The 20,372-nt window shown below is 40.1% G+C and carries 19 protein-coding genes and 2 pseudogenes; 12 read left to right on the forward strand and 9 right to left on the reverse strand.

What is annotated here, in order from left to right:
• The first annotated feature begins 222 nt into the window (after positions 1 to 222).
• The 5 genes from GPS65_RS06445 to GPS65_RS06465 all read left to right on the forward strand — a co-directional run bounded on the left by GPS65_RS06445 (position 223) and on the right by GPS65_RS06465 (position 4,774).
• Complete coding sequence (locus tag GPS65_RS06445) at positions 223 to 801, forward strand: TetR/AcrR family transcriptional regulator (RefSeq protein ID WP_144482193.1); 579 nt, start codon at positions 223 to 225, stop codon at positions 799 to 801.
• A gap of 72 nt (positions 802 to 873) precedes the next feature.
• A complete protein-coding gene (locus tag GPS65_RS06450; protein ID WP_012009017.1) occupies positions 874 to 2,313 on the forward strand; it encodes a DHA2 family efflux MFS transporter permease subunit in 1,440 nt (479 codons plus the stop codon).
• Between the two features lie 194 nt (positions 2,314 to 2,507).
• Positions 2,508 to 3,401: an alpha/beta hydrolase gene (locus GPS65_RS06455; RefSeq protein ID WP_144456963.1), complete on the forward strand. Its 894-nt coding sequence runs from the start codon at positions 2,508 to 2,510 to the stop codon at positions 3,399 to 3,401.
• Positions 3,402 to 3,542: 141 nt separating this feature from the next.
• Complete coding sequence (locus GPS65_RS06460) at positions 3,543 to 3,908, forward strand: MmcQ/YjbR family DNA-binding protein (RefSeq protein WP_144482192.1); 366 nt, start codon at positions 3,543 to 3,545, stop codon at positions 3,906 to 3,908.
• Between the two features lie 104 nt (positions 3,909 to 4,012).
• On the forward strand, positions 4,013 to 4,774 hold the full coding sequence (locus GPS65_RS06465) for an SDR family NAD(P)-dependent oxidoreductase (protein ID WP_144482191.1): 762 nt from the start codon (positions 4,013 to 4,015) through the stop codon (positions 4,772 to 4,774).
• 149 nt (positions 4,775 to 4,923) lie between these two features.
• Here the strand turns inward: GPS65_RS06465 and GPS65_RS06470 are convergent, their stop codons facing one another.
• Positions 4,924 to 5,292: a UPF0715 family protein gene (locus tag GPS65_RS06470; protein ID WP_144482190.1), complete on the reverse strand. Its 369-nt coding sequence runs from the start codon at positions 5,290 to 5,292 to the stop codon at positions 4,924 to 4,926.
• A gap of 277 nt (positions 5,293 to 5,569) precedes the next feature.
• On the opposite strand from GPS65_RS06470, the gene GPS65_RS06475 reads away from it, so the two are divergent.
• Entirely contained in the window at positions 5,570 to 6,718 is a 1,149-nt protein-coding gene (locus GPS65_RS06475; RefSeq protein WP_144482189.1) for a type II asparaginase, read from the forward strand.
• A gap of 32 nt (positions 6,719 to 6,750) precedes the next feature.
• On the opposite strand, the gene GPS65_RS06480 is transcribed toward GPS65_RS06475, so the two are convergent.
• Both GPS65_RS06480 and GPS65_RS06485 read right to left on the reverse strand, forming a co-directional pair.
• Positions 6,751 to 7,647: an alpha/beta fold hydrolase gene (locus GPS65_RS06480; protein ID WP_144482188.1), complete on the reverse strand. Its 897-nt coding sequence runs from the start codon at positions 7,645 to 7,647 to the stop codon at positions 6,751 to 6,753.
• A 56-nt stretch (positions 7,648 to 7,703) separates the two neighbouring features.
• Positions 7,704 to 8,156 carry a MarR family winged helix-turn-helix transcriptional regulator gene (locus GPS65_RS06485; protein WP_144456951.1) on the reverse strand — a complete coding sequence of 151 codons (453 nt, stop codon included), beginning with the start codon at positions 8,154 to 8,156 and terminating at the stop codon, positions 7,704 to 7,706.
• A 204-nt stretch (positions 8,157 to 8,360) separates the two neighbouring features.
• Between GPS65_RS06485 and GPS65_RS06490 the strand changes: the two genes are divergently transcribed.
• Positions 8,361 to 8,966, forward strand: coding sequence for a TetR/AcrR family transcriptional regulator (locus GPS65_RS06490; RefSeq protein ID WP_144470364.1), 606 nt, complete (start codon positions 8,361 to 8,363; stop codon positions 8,964 to 8,966).
• A gap of 31 nt (positions 8,967 to 8,997) precedes the next feature.
• Positions 8,998 to 10,194, forward strand: a complete 1,197-nt coding sequence (locus GPS65_RS06495; protein ID WP_012009027.1) for an MFS transporter — start codon at positions 8,998 to 9,000, stop codon at positions 10,192 to 10,194.
• A 325-nt stretch (positions 10,195 to 10,519) separates the two neighbouring features.
• Here the strand turns inward: GPS65_RS06495 and GPS65_RS06500 are convergent.
• Positions 10,520 to 11,089 (reverse strand): annotated as a pseudogene (locus GPS65_RS06500) (transposase); the annotation flags it as partial.
• On the opposite strand from GPS65_RS06500, the pseudogene GPS65_RS19835 reads away from it, so the two are divergent.
• Positions 11,089 to 11,175 (forward strand): annotated as a pseudogene (locus GPS65_RS19835) (IS3 family transposase); the annotation flags it as partial. The pseudogenes GPS65_RS06500 and GPS65_RS19835 sit on opposite strands and share 1 nt — an antisense overlap.
• 67 nt (positions 11,176 to 11,242) lie before the next feature.
• Here GPS65_RS19835 and opuD read toward each other — a convergent pair.
• From opuD to GPS65_RS06520, 3 genes are all read right to left on the reverse strand, one after another.
• Positions 11,243 to 12,775 (reverse strand): glycine betaine transporter OpuD, encoded by a 1,533-nt coding sequence (opuD, locus tag GPS65_RS06510; RefSeq protein WP_119125255.1) that lies wholly within the window; start codon positions 12,773 to 12,775, stop codon positions 11,243 to 11,245.
• A 140-nt stretch (positions 12,776 to 12,915) separates the two neighbouring features.
• Entirely contained in the window at positions 12,916 to 13,113 is a 198-nt protein-coding gene (locus tag GPS65_RS06515) for a hypothetical protein (protein WP_119125254.1), read from the reverse strand.
• The gene (locus GPS65_RS06520) at positions 13,110 to 14,381 is read right to left on the reverse strand and encodes a BaiN/RdsA family NAD(P)/FAD-dependent oxidoreductase (protein ID WP_012010941.1); all 1,272 of its coding nucleotides are present in this window, start codon (positions 14,379 to 14,381) and stop codon (positions 13,110 to 13,112) included. The genes GPS65_RS06515 and GPS65_RS06520 overlap by 4 nt, the downstream gene beginning before the upstream one ends.
• A 175-nt stretch (positions 14,382 to 14,556) precedes the next feature.
• Here GPS65_RS06520 and GPS65_RS06525 point away from each other — a divergent pair, with 175 nt between their 5' ends.
• Entirely contained in the window at positions 14,557 to 16,179 is a 1,623-nt protein-coding gene (locus GPS65_RS06525) for a putative polysaccharide biosynthesis protein (RefSeq protein ID WP_088004053.1), read from the forward strand.
• Positions 16,180 to 16,196: 17 nt separating this feature from the next.
• Positions 16,197 to 16,913 carry a pseudouridine synthase gene (locus GPS65_RS06530; protein WP_119125253.1) on the forward strand — a complete coding sequence of 239 codons (717 nt, stop codon included), beginning with the start codon at positions 16,197 to 16,199 and terminating at the stop codon, positions 16,911 to 16,913.
• A 70-nt stretch (positions 16,914 to 16,983) separates the two neighbouring features.
• Here GPS65_RS06530 and GPS65_RS06535 read toward each other — a convergent pair whose 3' ends face one another.
• Together GPS65_RS06535 and GPS65_RS06540 are read right to left on the reverse strand one after the other, a co-directional pair.
• Positions 16,984 to 17,205 carry a DeoR family transcriptional regulator gene (locus GPS65_RS06535; RefSeq protein ID WP_008356419.1) on the reverse strand — a complete coding sequence of 74 codons (222 nt, stop codon included), beginning with the start codon at positions 17,203 to 17,205 and terminating at the stop codon, positions 16,984 to 16,986.
• 370 nt (positions 17,206 to 17,575) lie between these two features.
• Positions 17,576 to 18,874, reverse strand: a complete 1,299-nt coding sequence (locus GPS65_RS06540; protein WP_144459816.1) for an NCS2 family permease — start codon at positions 18,872 to 18,874, stop codon at positions 17,576 to 17,578.
• A gap of 95 nt (positions 18,875 to 18,969) precedes the next feature.
• Here GPS65_RS06540 and pepV point away from each other — a divergent pair, with 95 nt between their 5' ends.
• Positions 18,970 to 20,370: a dipeptidase PepV gene (gene pepV / locus GPS65_RS06545; RefSeq protein ID WP_144473751.1), complete on the forward strand. Its 1,401-nt coding sequence runs from the start codon at positions 18,970 to 18,972 to the stop codon at positions 20,368 to 20,370.
• The last annotated feature ends 2 nt before the right edge of the window (positions 20,371 to 20,372 follow it).

Here is a 20,372-nt window from a genome sequence, read left to right on the forward strand (position 1 = left end):
TATGATATTAAGGAGGATTTTTTACTAGATTCTTCTCTTATTTCATAGGAAGTTATGAAAGAAAATGATCTTTTTCAAGCGAATTACTAAAGAATGATTGACAAAGCGGACAGTTGTCCGTAAGATAATACCGGTACAATTGTCCTAATGAAAACAAAAAAGTTTTGATTGAACACATAGAGAGAAGTGTAATTTGGATGAAGGTAAAGAAGGTGAAGCATCATGGAAAAGGATATTGGGAAGGAAATTGAAGAAGTCGCTTTTTCTTTGTTTCAGGAATTTGGCGTGGAAAATGTTAGCATGCATAAAATTGCCAAAACAGCTGGTGTTGGACAGGGTACTCTTTATCGCCGTTATGCCAATAAAAGTGATTTGTGCCTTTCGATCCTTGGAGAAAAATTTGAACAGCTGATTCCTGCTTTGCATCTTTACTTGAGCAAAATCTGTGACCAGCCGGTTCGTGAACGTTTGCGTTATGTCCTCGAAGAAATTCACCTCATTGTCGGTCATCATTTAGACTGGATTCGGATGCTGACGATATCTGGGAATTTAGAGCAGACGAGTAAAGTGTATGATTGCCATTACAGTCAATCGCTTAGACAAATGATTCGTGATTTGCTAGAAGAAGCAGATGAAAAAGGGGAAGCGAGCATACAGGATATTGAGCTGACCACACTTTGTATGTCCTCTCCAATGACGCCTGAACTGATGTTTTATATTCATGAATCTGGTTATTCAATCGAAAAAATTGCTCAATTCGCTGCAGAAAAACAGATTTTATCTGTTTTCAATAGACATTGAAGTGGCTCATTTCTGACCATTCTCACTTCCTATGATTGATTTAAATTGAAAAAGAAAAGGAGCCAACCTACTATGAACAAACAGCAAGCAGCAAATTCTCATATTCGAACGCTGCCCATCATTATCTCATTTATCACAGCTGGTTTTATTGGACTGTTCAGTGAAACGGCACTCAATATGGCACTGAGAAGCTTAACGTTAGACTTTGGAATTGAAGCGACGACAGCTCAGTGGCTAACAACAGGATATTTATTAACACTCGGTATTCTCGTACCAATTTCAGGACTTATTCTTCAATGGTTTACAACAAGACAGCTTTTCATGACGTCGCTCGTCTTTTCGATCATTGGAACTTTTATCGCAGCAGTTGCGCCAGTCTTTAGTATTTTAATGGTGGCACGTGTCGTACAGGCAGTTGGAACAGCATTGCTTCTTCCATTGATGTTCAATACGATTTTGGTGATCATCCCTCCTCATAAACGAGGCAGATCTATGGGGATTATAGGTCTTGTGATCATGTTTGCACCAGCTGTTGGCCCAACAGTCTCTGGTCTTATTTTGAAATCGCTGACTTGGCATTGGATTTTCTGGATTTCACTTCCGCTATTAATTGCTGCACTCGTCTTTGGTTTTATTTTCATGCAAAATATTACAGAACCAACAAGACCGAAAATCGACATTTTATCGATTGTGCTTTCAACCATTGGTTTCGGAGGAATTGTGTACGGCTTTAGTAGTGCCGGTGAAGGCGGCGGCTGGGGCAGTATGCATGTGATCGTTGCAATTGTAGTAGGTGTCATTGGGATTCTTGTATTCTCTCTCAGACAGTTGAATATGAAGGAACCGATGCTGAACTTAAGCCCGTTTAAATATCCGATGTTTGTCATTGGGTTACTGCTAATCTTAGTGTGTATGATGGTGATGCTATCTGCTATGATGATTTTGCCATTATATTTGCAAACATCCTTGGCACTAACGACCTTTACAGCAGGTTTAATGCTATTGCCAGGTGGAATTATCAACGGTCTGCTATCTCCAATCATGGGGGGATTATTTGATAAGTTCGGACCGAAATGGCTTGTGATTCCAGGGCTTGCGATCGTTGCAGCAACGATGTTAGGTTTCACCAATCTAAGTGTGAATACATCGATTGGATACATTGTGACCCTTCACATTACGTTAATGGTTGGAATCGCGATGATTATGATGCCTGCACAAACAAATGGATTAAATCAGCTGCCGCCAGAGCTATATCCGCATGGTACAGCGATTATGAATACATTGCAGCAGGTGTCAGGAGCCATTGGTACTGCGGTCGGTATTTCAATTCTTTCATCAGGAACCCGCAGCTTTATGGAGAATGTGGCTGATCCTGCAAATCCGATGAATCAGCTGCTCGCCTTTACAAATGGCGTCCAGCATGCATTTATCTTTGCTGTGATCATGACCGTCATTGGTCTAATTATCGCTTTCTTCATTAAACGAGTGAAGGTAGAACAGCAAGTTTCATAAAATAGATGAAAAGCACTGAGGACTTAGCGCCGCAGTGCTTTTTTATTTGTTCAATGTTTGTTTCAAAGAGGGCGAAAATGGGGAGATAGATTAAAAGTGAACCAAATAGAATGTGCTGCTCATTCAGTAGAAGGAAAAGAGGAAAAAGGAACGAATGTGTTAAGAAGAAATGAATAAGATAGGAGACTGAGATCATGAACTTACAAGAGCAAATCAAAATCGCAGCGTCATTACGTCAACCAGCTGAAGGTTCATTACCGAGTCAATCGGAATTAAAACCAGTCCATCCTCCCGAAGTGAACAAAATGGAATATGACATTCCAACAAGTGCTGGTGAAACAAAGGTATGGGTATTTAAGCCGGTCAACACATCAAAGCAGCCGCTTCCCGTTTTTGTGAATTTACATGGCGGAGGATTTATCCTAGGCAGTGCTGAAATGGATAACCACTGGTGTCCGGTCATTGCAGACAGGGCGCAATGTATCGTCGTCAATGTCGAGTATCAACTTGCCCCAGAGCATCCTTTTCCAGCCGCTCTTCATGAATGCTACGATGTCCTGAAGTGGTTGTATGAACACCCTGATGAGCTTCAAATAGACCCCAAAGCAATCGCCATTGGCGGACATAGCGCAGGAGGAAACCTGGCAACAGCTGCTTGTCTCTTAAATATTCAAAAAGAGAATCCACTCCCGATTGTCTATCAAGTGCTTGATTATCCGCCACTTGATTTAGCCACTGATCCAGCACAAAAGCCAGCATTTGAAGAAGCGATCCCAGTTGAAATGGCGAGACTCTTTAACGCCTTCTATCTGCAAGGCCAAGATCCGCACAATCCGCTCGTTTCTCCAATCTTTGCCGATCGTTCATCTTTGGCACAATTGCCACCAGCTCTCGTTATCACAGCTGAAAGAGATTCGCTAGCTCAAGAAGCCGAACAATATGCGGAGAAGTTAAAAGAAGCAGGGGTAGACGTCACGTACAGACAGTTTAAAGGAGTCCCCCACGCCTTCACGCATGCTGGAGATTTAGAAATAGCTGAAGAAGCTTGGCATCTCATGAGTGATCAATTGAAGAAGGCATTTGAATAAGAAAGAAACATTGAGATAAAAGCACAGAACCCAGCGGGTCTGTGTTTTATTGTTGTGAAGTGAATGAAAAAGATCAGATATTTGCCTTTATAGTCGATATAATAGAAAAATAGAAGACGACTTAAAAAGGAGATGAAACTAATGGAAAAAGAGAAACTACAGGCATTTTGTCTTTCTTTAAAAGGGGTCACCCATGATTATCAGCCAGAATGGCAGGCAGATCGTTATCATATTGGTGGAAAGATGTTTGCTATGATGGGCGTGGATGCGAATCGAAAGCCTGTTATCACATTAAAATGTGACCCTCAACGTGCTGAAGAACTAAGAGAGATGCATGAGGGGATTATCCCAGGCTATTATATGAATAAGACTCATTGGAATTCCATCTATCTTGATGCAGACATTCCATCTTCATTTGTAGAGGAATTAATCGAACATTCCTATCAATTGGTTTTCCGCAAATTAACAAAAAAATCTCAACAAGACATCCTCCAACAAGATGAATGAAGCTAGACAAATGAATAGCCCTGAGAATCCCTTCAAAATTGACTAGAACGAAATGCTCTCGTTATAATTTAACCAGTGAGAAGACGTGAATAGGGGGATATCAAATGGGCTATAAAGTCATTACAGGAGCAAGTTCAGGTATTGGATATGAGGCGGCACTGGCCTTTGCAGCACGAGGCAAAAATCTTATTTTAGCTGCACGCCGGCTCGAGAAACTCCAAGAACTGAAGAAAGAGATTCTTGATCAATATCCCGATATTAAAGTAAACATACAGTCTGTCGATTTAACCGACATGGCGCAAGTGAATTCATTTTATGAATCATTGGCTGAATATGAGCTCGACACCTTCATTAATAATGCAGGATTCGGCCATTTCGGCTCGATTGGAGAGCAGGATCTAAGTAAAATTGGGGATATGCTTCACCTGAATATCGAAGCATTAACGATTTTATCCACTTTATTTGTTCGTGATTATGAGCAAGTAGAAGGGGCTCAGCTGATCAACATTTCTTCAAGAGCGGGCTATACAGTCGTCGGCAATGCCGTCACCTATTCAGCCACGAAGTTTTACGTGAGCGCCTTTACAGAAGGACTAGCACTAGAGTTGAAAGAAAAGGGAGCTAAGTTACAGGCGAAAATATTAGCACCTTCTGCAACAGAATCAGAATTTGCAAAGCGTTCATTAGATGTAGATCAATTCGAATATGAAGGCAATATCAAGAAATATCATACATCAAAAGAAATGGCAGCCTGTCTGCTTGAGCTGTATGATCATGAAAAAACAGTCGGTATAGTTGACGGCAAGACCTTTGATTTTGAATTAAAAGATCCGATTTTTTCACATGCTGGCTCAAGTATGAAATAGACATGACACATCACTGAGGGAAGATGCCCTCGGTGATTTTTTTATGGCATGATTAACTAGTATGTAACCATATGTAGTAGAAAATCTCGTCCGTCCTGCGAAACTTACTCAAACTAAAATGGATACCAATTGAAAAAAACACCTTCACATTAGGTGCTTTTTTCATATGTTCTTTGATAAAGCAAAGAATCAGAGACCCAGTAGATCAAACTGCTCATGATGATGATAGGTATAGATGTTGAACTCCCGATACCATCAATCACAAAAAGCATGACAACCATTGCAATCATTAAATAAGCAGCAAGATAAAGTGGATGGAAAGCCTTTGGCTGCAAAGAAAATAATAACTGCAAAGGAACCGCAAAGACGAAATAACAAACAAAAAAGATAGGAACGTAAAATACCAAGAACGCAGGCTCGCCCTGAATCGGTGGATAGAAGCATACGAACAGACTGAGTAAAATCGAACTAAGGAATAGTGTGATTAGAATTTTGTGAAATGATTGAAGCAATTGCACTAGATATACTCCTTTTTGAAGAATTTACTATATTTTATCATAAATTGATGAGCTATCATCGTTTTCTGTTATTCATTGTACGACCCGAATATTCTCTTTTATAAAAGTGAATTTAGGTATTTAGATGTAAATAAATAATTATGATAATGTCCTTTCTTCCTTTATTTGGTTGTGAATCTTTCGCCTCATGCTGATGAATGAAGGAATGGTATAAAGTAAACCCTATAGAAAGAGACCTAGCTTTGAATCCATCACATTTAAGAAAAGAGATGATCGAATGAACGTAACAAAATGGTTAGGTGCTGTCCTACTTTCTGTTTTATTACTGTTGACAGCAGCTTGTGCCAATACAAGTACCCAAGAGAAAAATCAAAACGAAAATGAAACCGCATCTAATGAATCAAAGGACAAAACGACAGCCGTAGAAACGGGGAATAAGTCCTTATCTAATATTAAAATCTTAGCAACAGGCGGGACAATTGCCGGAAGTTCAGACAGTGATACCGATACGACAGGTTATAAATCTGGTGCACTTGGTATCGATAAAGTCATTGCCTCAGTTCCACAGCTAAAGGATGTGGCAAACGTAACCGGTGAGCAGGTGGCGAACGTAGGTAGTGAAAATGTGGATGATGCTCTTCTTTTAAAATTAGCCAAACGAGTGAATAAACTCTTAAACGATGATCAAGTAGATGGAATTGTTATCACACATGGAACAGATACGCTTGAAGAGACCGCTTACTTTTTAAATCTGGTTGTCAAAAGTGATAAACCAGTTGTAGTCGTTGGCTCAATGCGTCCAGCATCTGCTATCAGTGCGGATGGCCCGCTAAACTTGTATCATGCGGTGAAAATTGCATCTACAAAAGAAGCCAAAGGTAAAGGGGTCATGGTCACGTTAAATGATCGAATTGCATCCGCTCGATTTATTACAAAGACAAATACGACCACAACCGATTCCTTCAAGTCTCTTGAACATGGCTACATTGGAGAAATTGCTGGTGAAGTGGTTTCCTTTTATAACGAACCGACCAGAAAACATACGTCTGAAAGTGAATTTGATGTATCAAACATAAAGGAATTACCACAAGTCGATATTTTATACGGCTATCAAAATGATCAAAAATATATGTATGATGCAGCAGTAAAAGCAGGAGCGAAAGGGATAGTCGTTGCCGCAGCCGGAAATGGAACAATGTCAACAGAAGCCATCAAAGGGGCAACAGATGCCGTGAAGAAAGATGTAGTCGTCGTGAGATCAAGCCGTGCAGGCAATGGGATTGTTACCCATGAAAAAATGGATGATGAACATCACTTTGTCTCATCAGATTCATTGAACCCACAAAAAGCACGTATTCTGCTTATGCTCGCTCTAACGAAGACAAAAGATCCAAGTAAAGTGCAGACATTTTATGAAAAGTATTAATGAAGAAAGGGACCCGAAGCTTCGGGTCTTTTTTATGCGTGTTGATAATGATCTTTTGCACGTGTTTTTAAAGAAAGTAAAATATCTCGCCAAATATCGTCTACATCCGTAAGGAAATGTCCCGCTTCATCGATATAATTGGTTTTGACGTTTGGGATGTGAGGCGCCATTTTTTCTATTTCGACAAACGGAGCCATCGAATCTTCCTTTCCATGCCAGACATCAACAGGAATTTGAATATCCTTCATATCGAATGCCCACGGACGTGAGAGTAAATCTGGTTCACGAATACATTCATCCACCGATTGACGAGTGGCTTCGTGTAAATGTGTCATCATCATCTCTAATTGCTCATCAGTTTGAAGGAATTGACGATCCCATGGATGTAGATGTTTGTTTCCATTTTTGGCTAGATTCTTAAATTTCTCAGGTTTGTTCTCAATCATCTTTTTTTGAGAACGATAGCTTGCTTTTAATAGCCAAGGGAATTTCTTACTGAGGAAAAAAGCCAATTTGTTTTCTTTGAGCATACTTTTAGGTGGTTTTCCGTCCTGAAATGGCGTTGTACTTGAAATCAGAGCGGCTGAAAGCACTCGATTCGGCAATTGATAAGCACAGGCAGCAGCGAATGCGCCGCCTCCAGATACACCCATCACTGAAAAATGGTGAATGCCGAGATGATCTGCTACCTCTAGCACATCTTTTGCCCAATCTAAAATCGTACGTTCAGGTTGAGGGGTAGATAAACCGAATCCCGGTCTGTCTAAACAGATGAGACGAATACCGAGCTCTTTAGAAATGGGGTCATCTTCTGAAAACATGACTCTTGACCCAGGGGTTCCGTGAAAAAAGAATATTGGAAATCCTGCTAGATCGCCGTATTCACACAAACCAATATGACGTCCATCTTGTAAAAGAATACTGTTCATACTTTCATCCCCTTAATAGTTTAATTAACTTAAATGTTGAAGAAAGAAACACCAAATCAAGGCGCTTCTTTCGCAATCTGATAGATTTTTTCGTATAGAGATAATAATGTTTTTAAATCGTCTTTAGGAAGCTTTGCATAGTATTTTTGAATGAGGTGCAATTGAATTTCTTCTGTATTCTTGTGAAAGTCATGCCCCTTTTGAGCAAAATCCACAATGATTTCCCGTCGGTTCTGCGGATTAATTTCTCGTTTAACATAGCCAAGTTGTTCAAGCTTTGATACAAGCTGGCTAGCGGCACTTGCCGAAATGGAAAAGTAATCAGCTAGCTCGTTGATGGTTCTTGTTTTTGTCCGTAATAATTCAAGAGTCAGCTCTTGTTTAGCCGATAAATCTGCATACTCATGTTTTAAAAAACGTTGATACTCTTCTACATAAATGGAGCCTAGAGCATTCGAGTATTCAATGATTTTTTTACTGTAATGAATGATTTCCTCGTCCAATGACATCACCTCTATTTCATTATAGGTGATGTTTATAGTTAAGAAAAGTTAAATATTAAGATAAATTAAATGAGGAGATGGCACAGTGATCGTTTCAATGACTTTTTCATTGTATTTTAAAAAAAATCCATTTATAATAAAAAAATAAACCAACTGGTCGGTTTTTGTTTGTCCTGATGAAGAAAAGCAAGGTAGAAGGGATTGTGAAAGATGACAAGCACACAAAGCGGGGCTGAAAAAAGCGAGAAGACGAAGCGAAAAATCGTCACCGCTTCACGTGATTTATTTGCAAAAAAGGGGTACTCAGAAACTTCTGTGCGAGATATTCTAGAAGCGGCTGAAGTGAGTAAAGGCAATCTCTATCACCATTTTAAAGGAAAAGAGTTTTTGTTCCTTCATATTATGGAAGAGGATCATCTTTTGATGATGGAGACGTGGCATCAGGAAAAACAAACGATGCACAAGGCCATTGATCAGCTCGCAGGATTTGCAGAACTACTCAGTCAAATGGGCATTAATTATCCATTAATGAGAGCAAGTGAGGAATTTTGTGCAAGTGCCTTTACATCAGACGAGGTTATGGAACGGCTGAACAAAATTGATGCCGACTTTGATGATGTGATGAGAGACATCATACTTGAAGGTAACGAAGACGGCAGCTGGTCAATTCAGCATGTAGAATCAACAGTGAAAATATTATTATCCGTTTTTTACGGATTAGATGTGCTGTATAAAAATGATCCAATTGAAGAGAAAAAAGAATTGCAAAAACAAGCGATCTCATTGATTATTCACGGAATCAACCATCATGAGTAACAATTGAATCAATAAAGGGGAAACAAACATCATGCAAAAACCGATTCGTGAGCAAAAAGCTGTTCTCGTTATTTTATTAAGTAACATATTTATTGCCTTTTTAGGCATCGGCCTTATCATTCCTGTCATGCCGTTATTCATGAATGTGATGCATCTAACGGGAAGTACGATGGGATACCTTGTGGCGGCGTTTGCTGTGGCTCAGCTCATTGCATCACCTATTGCAGGGAGATGGGTAGACCGCTACGGAAGAAAGGTTATGATTGTGTCAGGACTGTTTCTATTTGCGCTATCAGAACTCGTCTTCGGTCTTGGGACACACGTGTATGTGCTATATTTTGCAAGACTGCTAGGCGGTATTAGTGCGGCATTTATTATGCCAGCTGTCACTGCTTATGTCGCAGATATCACGACCGTTCAAGAAAGATCAAAGGCAATGGGATATGTGTCAGCGGCCATTAGTACCGGCTTTATTATTGGTCCTGGGATTGGCGGATTTATCGCAGAATACGGCGTACGTTTGCCATTCTTCTTTGCAGCAGGGATTGCGTTTATAGCCGTCATTTCGTCTATGCTTTTGCTAAAGGAGCCATTAACAAAAGAAGAGAGAGCGAAGCAGATGGATCAAGTGAAGGAATCGACCTTCTTTAAAGATTTGAAAAGATCGATTCATCCAAGCTATCTCATCGCTTTTATTATTGTGTTTGTTCTCGCGTTTGGACTGTCTGCATATGAAACGGTATTTAGTCTGTTTACAAATCATAAGTTTGGATTTGGTCCAAAAGATATTGCGGTGATTATTACGGTCAGCTCGATTGTGGCTGTTATCATCCAAGTGCTGGTGTTTGGGAAACTCGTAAATGCTCTTGGGGAAAAAAGAGTCATTCAGCTTTGCTTGATCGTTGGAGCGGTGCTCGCTTTTGTTTCAACTGTCGTCTCAGGCTTTATGGTAGTCCTGATTGTCACATGTGTCATTTTCTTAGCCTTTGATTTATTGCGTCCAGCATTAACGACCTTTTTATCAAAAATCGCTGGCAATCAGCAAGGTTTTGTCGCAGGGATGAACTCTACCTACACAAGCCTTGGTACGATTTTTGGCCCAGCCCTTGGCGGGATTTTATTCGATCAAAATATACACTTCCCATTTCTATTCGCAGGTGTTGTCTTATTTCTTGGATTAGGGTTAACCCTTATTTGGAAGGGGAAGGCAGAAGAGCCTGCGGCATAATAATAGAAAAGAGACCTTGATAGAGGTCTCTTCAGCGTGTAGACAAACCTTCGCATTCGTTGTCAGGTCTGCGCGCCGGTGCTCACGAATGTCAAATTCGCTCCGCGCCAGTGCTCGGCCTTCCTAGACTTCAAAGGTTTTCTATCACGCTGAAAAGAAGACAAAGGGCTAAAATAAAGATCATTTTAGCCCTTTGTCAACAATCTGAAGAGACCTTGATAGAGGTCTCTTCAGATTGTAGAGAAACTCATGTTTTTCTACAGGCTTTTTTATTTTCATCGTAATTATGATGGATGAGATTTAATGAAAAAGGCCTCCCACACACCTAGCCTAGCTTCGCTAGGTGTGTGGCAATCTTTTTCATATTCTGGCACGCAGCTGTGAGGAGAACTTGCTCACTCACATTTTGTTTCCCCCTTAACCGGCAGTAGCGAAGCCCATGCAGTTGTTTTGAATCTGCAAAGCTTCGCTCTATTTTTTCTTTTCTTTTTTTATATAGCTCTTTTCCAGAAACAGTTAGACGATTCTGTCTGATCTTTTCTTTATGTTCTTCCCATATGTGTCTTGAGATGACTCTTTGATGATTTTTCGAACTTGTGCATCTTTCAAGGAAAGGACACGATGCACATTTTTTAGGATCTGATTTGTAGAATCGATAACCTTTTCGATCTGTTGTCGTATATAAAAGCTTCTCACCTTTTGGGCATATGTAATGATCATTTTCAGAATCATACTGAAACTTCCACTTCTCAAATAATCCTCTTGTCGGATGAAAACGTCTATGGGCAATGACACCAAAAATATGTCGATCAGATAAACCTTTACAAATTGGTGTTGTCAAATAACCTGAATCAAGCGCAACAGCTTCTACTTGAAAACCAAATCGTGCGATTTTATATTGATTATTATAACAATATCCGAATTCAATTGAAATTAAACAACCAGTCACCAAAAGAGTTTCGGCAACTGGCTGTTTTATAAAGGTGTTTTGATCCCTGTCTCAAAAACGGGGGTCAGTTCCATGAGGAACGGCTTTTTTCATACACGTTTATGCTTTTTTTACTCTTGGACTTCTTGGTTTATTGATTTTGTTAGCTTGTTTGATGGCTCTTCGTTCAGCATTTAATGATTTATACAGTGACACAACCATCAAGATAATGACAATGGAGAACGGCAAGGCGGCGAGTTTTGCTGTATTTTGCAAGGCTTGAAGTCCGCCTGAAAATAATAGCACTGCCGCAACAGCTGATTGGATAATGCCCCAGCTGATCTTTACACTATTCGCAGGATTTAATGAGCCATAGGTTGTCTGCATTCCTAGAACAAAGGTGGCTGAATCTGCTGATGTGATAAAGAATACAGCAATTAAAATTAGTGCCAAAATGGATGTAATCATGGCAAGCGGGTATTGATTTAAAACACTAAACAGCATCGTTTCAGTCGGCATACCAGCTACATCTATAATATTTTTTTGTTGTAAATCCATAGCTGATACTCCGAAGATAGAGAACCATAGGAACACGAGGATTGAAGGAGCCACTAAGACACCAATTAAAAATTCTCGAATGGTTCTTCCGCGTGAGACTCTCGCAATAAAAATGCCGACGAATGGAGACCAAGAGATCCACCATGCCCAATAAAAGATCGTCCAACCATTAATCCATTCTCTCTTTTCTGGATCATTTGGTGATAATCTAAAGCTCATTTGTACAATATTCGATAAGTATTGTCCGATCGAATCTGTAAATGAATTTAAAATAAAAACAGTTGGTCCAGCAAAGAGTAAAAAGATCATGAGTATAGCAGCAAATATCATATTCGAATTACTTAAATATTTAATACCTTTACCAATTCCGCTCCAAGCAGAGATCAAGAACAGAACAGTTACGATCGCAATAATTATGAGCTGAGTCAAAAAGTTATTTGGAATGCCGAATAAATAGGTTAATCCACCATTAATTTGTGCGGCACCTAGCCCTAAACTTGTGGCTACGCCAACTACTGTTGCAAACACTGCGATACAATCGATCGTTTTTCCAATCCATCCATGAATTCTGTTTCCGAATACTGGGTATAAGGTGGAACTAATTAATCCAGGCGCATCTTTTCTAAATTTAAAGTATGCGATGCATAATGCGACAATCGCATAAATGGCCCATGCATGAAGTCCCCAGTGGAAAAATGTATAACGAAGGGAATCGCGGAAGGCTTGTGCAGTTTCAGTCTCTCCTGTTGGTGATTGAATTGCATAGTGACTGATTGGTTCAGCGGCCCCATAAAAGACAAGACCAATTCCCATACCGGCACTAAATAGCATCGCAAACCAAGAAAAAAGGCCAAATTCAGGCTCTTCACCTGGTTTTCCTAACGTAATTTTTCCGATTGGACTAAAAATAAAGAATAGACAAAAGCCGACAAGTAGTGAAATCACTATCAAATAATACCAGCCAAAGTCGTTTGTAATGTAAGTTTGAATCTGATCTGTGACATTTTGTAATGTTTCTGGAGAAAAAGCTCCCCACATAACGGCAACAAATGTGATCGCAATCACAATCCAAAATACACTTGATACGTTTTTCACACCATCTCACTCTCCTGTTGTTCTACACGTTTAAGCAGAGGATTTTGTTTAATATCCCCTATCTCAACTATTTTCAAACAAAAAGAGTCGAGTTTCTCACTCGACCTCTACTTTACCGTAACATGTTTTGCTTCCATTAATCAACTATCGATATGTGAAGATGATTTTTCTTCAATTCGTTTGCGAAGTCGGTAGACATATTCTTTTAAGCAAACAGCGAAAATAGTAAAGGCTAACACAACTGCGACTTTTAACGGGGTAATAGACAATTTTAAGAAGACAGCGGCTGTCAAACTAATCACCACTGCTAGGATAATCGGAAGTGCACGTCTAATCATGAAAATCTCTCCTTTGCTTCAAGTGCAGCATTCATACCGGCAAGTCTGCCAGTCACAAGTGCTGACGTGATATTGTATCCGCCTGTATAACCATGAATGTCTAAGATTTCTCCGCAGAAATATAGACCGGGCATTTTTTTAGACGCCATTTTTTTCGGTTCAATTTCTTTCACAGAAACGCCGCCCCCTGTGACAAACGCTTTGTCTAAAGAGAGCGTACCGTTCGCATGAACGATAAAATGTTTGCAATCATGGACGAATGCGCGCAGTTTATCCTTAGCAAGACCCGAAAATGTATCTTGAGGATCTATCCCGTTTCGCTCTAACAAAAACAATAAGTAGCGTTCTTGCATCCAAGACTTCAGAACATTTTTAATGGCTTTTTTCGGTTCTTCTTTTAAGTCTTGATGTAGTTTTTGGAAAAGCTCCTCGTCATTAAGCTTTGGATATAAGTCTATTTGCAGACGGACGGTCGGCTGTTTCTTTAATTCTTTCACCACAAATCCGCTGCATCTAAGAACAGCTGGGCCGGATAAACCAAAGTGTGTAAAGATCATATCCATGACATGTGTGACGACGGGTTTCCCTTTTTTATTTAAAACACTGACAGCCACACTTCTTAAAGAAAGCCCTTGGAGCACTTTTTCTTTAATAAAACGCTCATCTGATGTGACTGGTACTTCTGTTGGGAAGAGCTCTGTAATCGTATGACCAGCGGCTTCTGCCCATGCGTAGCCGTCACCAGTAGAGCCAGTATGCGGCACACTTTTTCCGCCAACAGCAATCACAACGGCATTACTTGAAATTTTTTCATCATTATTTGTAACAATTCCAGCTGCTTGTCCGTCTTGATACAGAACTGTTTTAATCTTCTCATTCGTTCGAATGGTCACATTGAGGTTGCGAAGCCTGTCTAAAAGGGCATCCACAACAGATTGTGCTTTGTTTGAGACAGGGAACATACGTCCATGATCTTCTTCTTTCAGTTCAATGCCAAGGTTTTCAAAAAAAGAAATAATATCCTCGTTATTGAACTCAGAAAATGCACTATATAAAAAGCGGCCGTTTCCGGGAATATGCTTGATGATTTCTTCTACTGGAAGGCGGTTGGTGACGTTACAGCGTCCACCGCCAGAAATGGCGAGCTTTCTGCCAAGTTTGGTTCCTTTGTCAATTAACAGAACAGTTGCACCGTGCTCTGCTGATGCAATCGCGGCCATCAGTCCAGAAGGTCCACCGCCAATGACAATGACATCATAATGTTTCATGTTACATTCCTCTTTCTACTTTCAGTCATTTATCTATTATAACGAAAATTGGGTAAGGCTGAAATATGAATTGATTGGTTTTGTGCCTTCTGTATTGGATTTGTTACCTGTGCGTCGAAATGATGTGGTAAAATAGTTGAGTTGAATATTCATTAGAAAAATGGTGGTTAAGCGCATGTCTAATAAACTGCTTCGTGGTACGTTGGTTTTAACGATAGGGACTTATCTCTCTCGTATTCTTGGTATGATTTATTTAATTCCATTTAGCGCAATGGTTGGAGCTACTGGTGGAGCGCTATTTCAATATGGATACAATCAGTTTACAATTTTCATTAGTATTGCTACTTTAGGTTTTCCAGCAGCAGTATCTAAGTTTGTATCTAAATATAATGCAATTGGTGATTTTGAGACAACGCGAAAAATGTTTAGAGCCGGTATGTCCGTTATGCTTGTTTCGGGTATAGTTGCTTTTAGTATTTTATATTTATCAGCACCGATTTTTGCTGAGATACAGCTTGGAGGATCTTCCGAAACCGGTGGACTAACAGTAGAACAGGTGACATATGTAATTAGAATGGTGAGTTTGGCTCTCTTAGTAGTACCGATTATGGGTCTTGTCCGTGGATTTTTCCAAGGGCATCAAATGATGGGGCCGACAGCAGTCTCACAAGTTGTTGAACAGATAGTCCGAATTATTTTCTTATTGACCGCAACCTATGTCATTTTAAAGGTACTTAATGGAGGACTTGTCATCGCAGTAGGATATGCTACTTTTGCTGCTCTTATTGGTTCTTTTGGAGGTTTATTTACATTATATGTATACTGGATTAAACGTAAAGATAAATTACTTGCAATGCAGCCTAATTTGGGACCCAATTTAGGTCTTTCATATAAAAAAATCTTTATTGAGCTATTTAGTTATGCTGGTCCATATGTTTTTGTTGGATTAGCTATACCTCTATACTCATACATTGATACCAATACTATTAATAAAGCAATGATTAATGCTGGTTTTAAAGATATAAGTACTGCAGTGCTTTCTATAGTTACTTTATATTTACCTAAGCTTGTCATGATTCCAGTATCCTTAGCAACGGCATTTGGTTTAACATTAATTCCAACTATTACAGAATCTTTTACATCACGAAATTTTAAATTATTAAATAGACAAATTGACCAGACGATGCAGGGTGTTCTATTTTTTGTATTGCCTGCTTCAATTGGTATCTCGGCATTGGCTGGACCGGTTTATTGGTTTTTCTATCCGTCTGTTCATCCTGAGATTGGGATGTCAATTTTGTTCTGGTATGCACCTGTTGCGTTATTGTTTTCTCTATTCACCATTAATGCAGCGATTTTGCAGGGAATTAACAAGCAAAAGTTTGCCATCGTCAGTCTGTTGTTAGGGATCATCATTAAAACGGTTCTGAACATTCCACTCATCAGCTGGCTGCAAGGAAATGGCTCTGTGCTTGCGACTGCCTTAGGATATAGTGCATCCATCTTGTATATGTTTATCATGATTAAGCGCCATGCTGGCTATTCATTCCGCAGGATTTTCAAACGATTTATTCTCATTGGTATTTTAACTGCGATTATGGCTGTCGTGGCGTATGTGACATGTCAGCTTGTGAGCCAAGTGATATCTTATGAAGGTGGAATTGTTAATGCGGGTATCGTCATTCTGATTTCAATGATCACTGGTGGCGGTGTGTATCTGTTCTTATCTTATAAGGTTGGATTACTTGAGCGTGTACTCGGCAGCCGTATGCCGAAATTTTTAAGAAAAAAGAGTTAAGAAGAGGTGGAGTTTTCATGAGGCTTGATAAATTGCTTGCTAGCAGCGGCTTTGGTTCAAGAAAAGATGTAAAGAAGCTGGTCAAGGCACGGGCAGTCACCGTGAATGGAGAACTGGCGAAGCAGGTGAAAGATCATGTTGATCCATCGAATGATGAAGTGCTCGTGCACGGAGAGCGTGTAGAGTATAAAGAATTCATTTACTTAATGATGAACAAACCAGATGGGGTCATCTCAGCAACAGAAGATGTGCGGGATGAAACGGTCGTCGATTTACTTGAGCCTGAGGATATCGCAAGGGAGCCATTTCCTGTGGGCAGACTGGATAAGGATACAGTCGGTCTTCTCCTCCTCACAAATGATGGACAGCTTGCACATCAATTACTTTCTCCAAAAAAGCATGTGCCAAAAACGTACGAAGTTCATTTGAAATATCCATTAGGAGATCAAGACATCAATCGCCTTGAAGAGGGTGTTATCATTTTAGATGATTACCGTACGAAGCCGGCGAAGGTTGAAGTAGATGCGAATGAAAGTGAAGATACACGCATCCGTTTAACAATTACTGAAGGAAAGTACCATCAAGTGAAGCTCATGGCGAAAGCAGTGGGAAATGAAGTCATCTTTTTAAAAAGACGTTCGATGGGGTCTCTCTCTTTAGATGAAGATCTAGCACCCGGGGAGTACCGTGAATTGACGGATGAAGAATTAGACAGCTTAATCAATCGACCATAAATATAGAACAAAAGAAAAGAACCGGCATATTTGCCGGTTCTTTTTGTTATATGGACAGTTCATTATGCGCTTAAGATGATATTTTTACTTTTTTTCTCGTTGTTTCCCATTTGCCTCTGCTTGGACTATGAACAAGATCGTTATAGGCAAGCACGTTTAAGTCTCTTTGAATGGTTCTAGGTGTGATCCCGAATTCATCAACCAGCTCTTGTGTCGTCACAAGACCTTTCTCTTGAATGAACATATAGACTGATTTTATTCGAGTCATCATACGGTTTGTTGAAGGTTTCAAAAAACCACTCCCTATCAATAAGATCGGATGGACTTGACTAACCACAACTTACTACACTAAAACTGCGAAATAAGGACATGCAACAATGGTAAATGTTCGTGTTTCTTAATGTTTTATTCTATTATACACGTTATTATGCATCTAGTTCCACCAAAAAGTCAACTTTACGTGTTTTTTAACTTGTCTTCATGAATGGAGTTATGGTATATACCATGTTTTGAATCCGGTTACAACCCAATAGGCGTAAGGGATATGGAGATTATTGTAACGTTTAACGTTCAAAAAATAAACACAGAAAATTTACAAAATAAAAAATTCACTGATCACAAAAAGACACATCCCTTGTTAGAATGTGCCTGTTTTGTTTCTGTTATCCTTCTAAGAAAAAGAGCTGTATGAAAAATAAAATGGCAAAGATGAGAACAAGAACATGTACTTCTCTCCATTTCCCTTTTGCCAGTTTCACAAGTGGATATGAAATAAATCCAAGTGAAATTCCGGTTGAAATACTAGATGTCAGCGGCATGGAAAGAATCACAAGAAAAGCAGGAAATGCTTCGTCTAGCTCATTCCAGCGAATGCGTGACACGGAGTTCATCATCAAGCACCCGACAATGATGAGAACAGGTGATGTGATGGACGGTAAAGAAGAAATAGCCTGAACAAGCGGGCCGAAAAACAATGCCACAATAAACAATGCAGCGACTGTTAAAGACGTTAGCCCGGTTCTTCCACCAGCAGCAACCCCAGAGGATGATTCAATATAAGCTGTCGTTGGGCTTGTTCCAAACATAGAACCAATCGTCGTTGCAGCAGAGTCAGCAAGCAGGGCTCTGCGTACCTTTGGCAGCTGCCCGTTTTTCATGAGTCCGGCTTGTTCAGCCACTCCGATCATTGTGCCCGTTGTATCAAAAATCGTCACTAGTAAGAAGGAGAAGACGACCGCATACAAATGATGAGAGAATACATCACCAAAGGCAGCGAATGGATTTGTAATCAGCATACCTTCTGGCAGGGCAGGAATGTCCATCAGCATTTTAGGGAAATGAAGCTGTCCTGTTACGAGGGCAATTAGCGTCGTGGCTAACATGCCGATAAACAGAGCACCATTGATTTGAAGTACCATTAAAATAACAGAGATCATTAAGCCGACAAGCGTTAAAATGACAACAGGCGAGCTCAAGTTGCCAAGCTTCACTAGATTTTCCGGATCAGCTGTGATAATCCCAGACTGACGGAGCCCGATAAATGCAATAAAAAGCCCGATTCCGGCTGTAATGCCGTATTTTAAATTATCTGGAATGGCTTGAATCAGTTGTTTTCTAAGGGATGTTAACGATAAAATAACAAAGAGTATACCAGCAACAAATACCGCACTGAACGCTGTTTGATAGCTGATGTCGCCACCACCGACAACTGTAAAGGTGAAATAGACATTCAGCCCCATACCTGGTGCAATCGCAATTGGATAATTTGCAAATAGTGCCATCCAGAGCGTACCGACGACAGCAGCGATAATTGTTGCAGTAAAAACTTGGTCAAAAGGAATGCCTGCTTTTGAAAGAATTCCTGGGTTAACGGCAACAATATAGACCATAGTAAAGAATGTCGTCATACCAGCGATTAATTCTCTCTTTATGTTGGTTTGGTTTTCTTTTAACTGAAACATAAAATCCTCCATTTACGAACATTATTACAAAACAATTAATATAATATTCGTTTTATGGGTGGAATGCAACCTTTTTTCAAGGAGGAATGGAAAAAATGAATTGGGAAGCTGAAGTCATACGAAAAAAAGACGATTTGATTAAGGACACACAATCTTTTTTACAAATTGAGAGTGTGCTGAATGAAGAAGGTGGAAAAGAAGGAAAGCCATTTGGTGAAAAAGTCGATCAAGCCCTTCAGTATATGCTGAAAAAAGGGGAGGACGAAGGCTTCACAGTCAAGAATGTGGATGGCTATGCAGGTCATATTGAATATGGAGAAGGCGAAGACATTGTAGGTGTGCTCTGCCATGTGGACGTTGTGCCTGCTGGTGACGGCTGGACAACCCCGCCATTTTCAGCGGACATAAGAGAAAATAAAATATTCGCCCGAGGCGCCATTGATGATAAAGGACCAACTATGGCGGCTTTCTACGCGCTAAAGATGTTAAAAGATACAGGGATGAAGCTGTCAAAAAAGATTCGAATGATCATTGGAACAGATGAAGAAAGTGATTGGCGCTGTGTGGACCATTATTTCAAGCATGAGGCGATGCCGCAAATTGGATTTGCCCCAGATGCTGATTTTCCGATTATTCATGCTGAAAAAGGGATCATTGATGCCATTGTGTCATTTACATATCAACATACAGAACAACATCAGCGCTATACACTCAAGCAATTCATATCGGGTATGCGGCTGAATATGGTGCCGGATGAGGCAACTGCCACTGTGACAGCGGCACAAGACCACGATGTTGAATCATTAAAAACAGCTTTTGAAGCATATCTTGCTGACAATCAATTATCAGGTGAGGTAAAGATTGCAGCGAATGAACTACATTTCACATTAAAAGGCGAATCAGTTCATGCCATGGAGCCTGCGCATGGCACAAATGCGGGCATTCATATGGCCAATTTCCTCAGTGGACAAGAATTAGATGGAAACGGCCTTGCTTTTACTTCTCAAATCAACGCTTTATTTGATCAAGATACAAGAGGGAAAAAGCTGGGGATTGCTTGCAAAGATGATATTAGCGGAGATTTAACTTTAAATGTTGGCACGATCCGCTATACACAAAACGAAGAAGCGAAGCTAGGATTAAATGTCCGCTATCCAGTGACAGCAGATGGCAAGGACGTTAAAAAAGGGATCGAAGGCATCAAAGGGGCCACCCTTCTGAAATTTGACGACAGCCCTCCGCATCACGTCTCAAAAGATCATCCACTTGTGAAAACATTGCAGCGGGTATATGAGGAACAAACTGGAAATCCAGCTCATCTGATTGCAATTGGTGGAGGGACGTATGCGAGATCTTTAGAAGCGGGCGTTGCCTTTGGTCCTCTCTTCCCTGGCAGACCAGATTGCGCACATCAGAAGGATGAATATATCGAAATTGACGATCTACTAAGAGCAACCGCACTATATGCACAAGCCATGTATGAATTGGCAAAATAGAA

The organism is Bacillus pumilus, from assembly GCF_009937765.1.
In the GTDB taxonomy this organism is placed as follows: Bacteria; Bacillota; Bacilli; order Bacillales; family Bacillaceae; genus Bacillus; species Bacillus pumilus_O.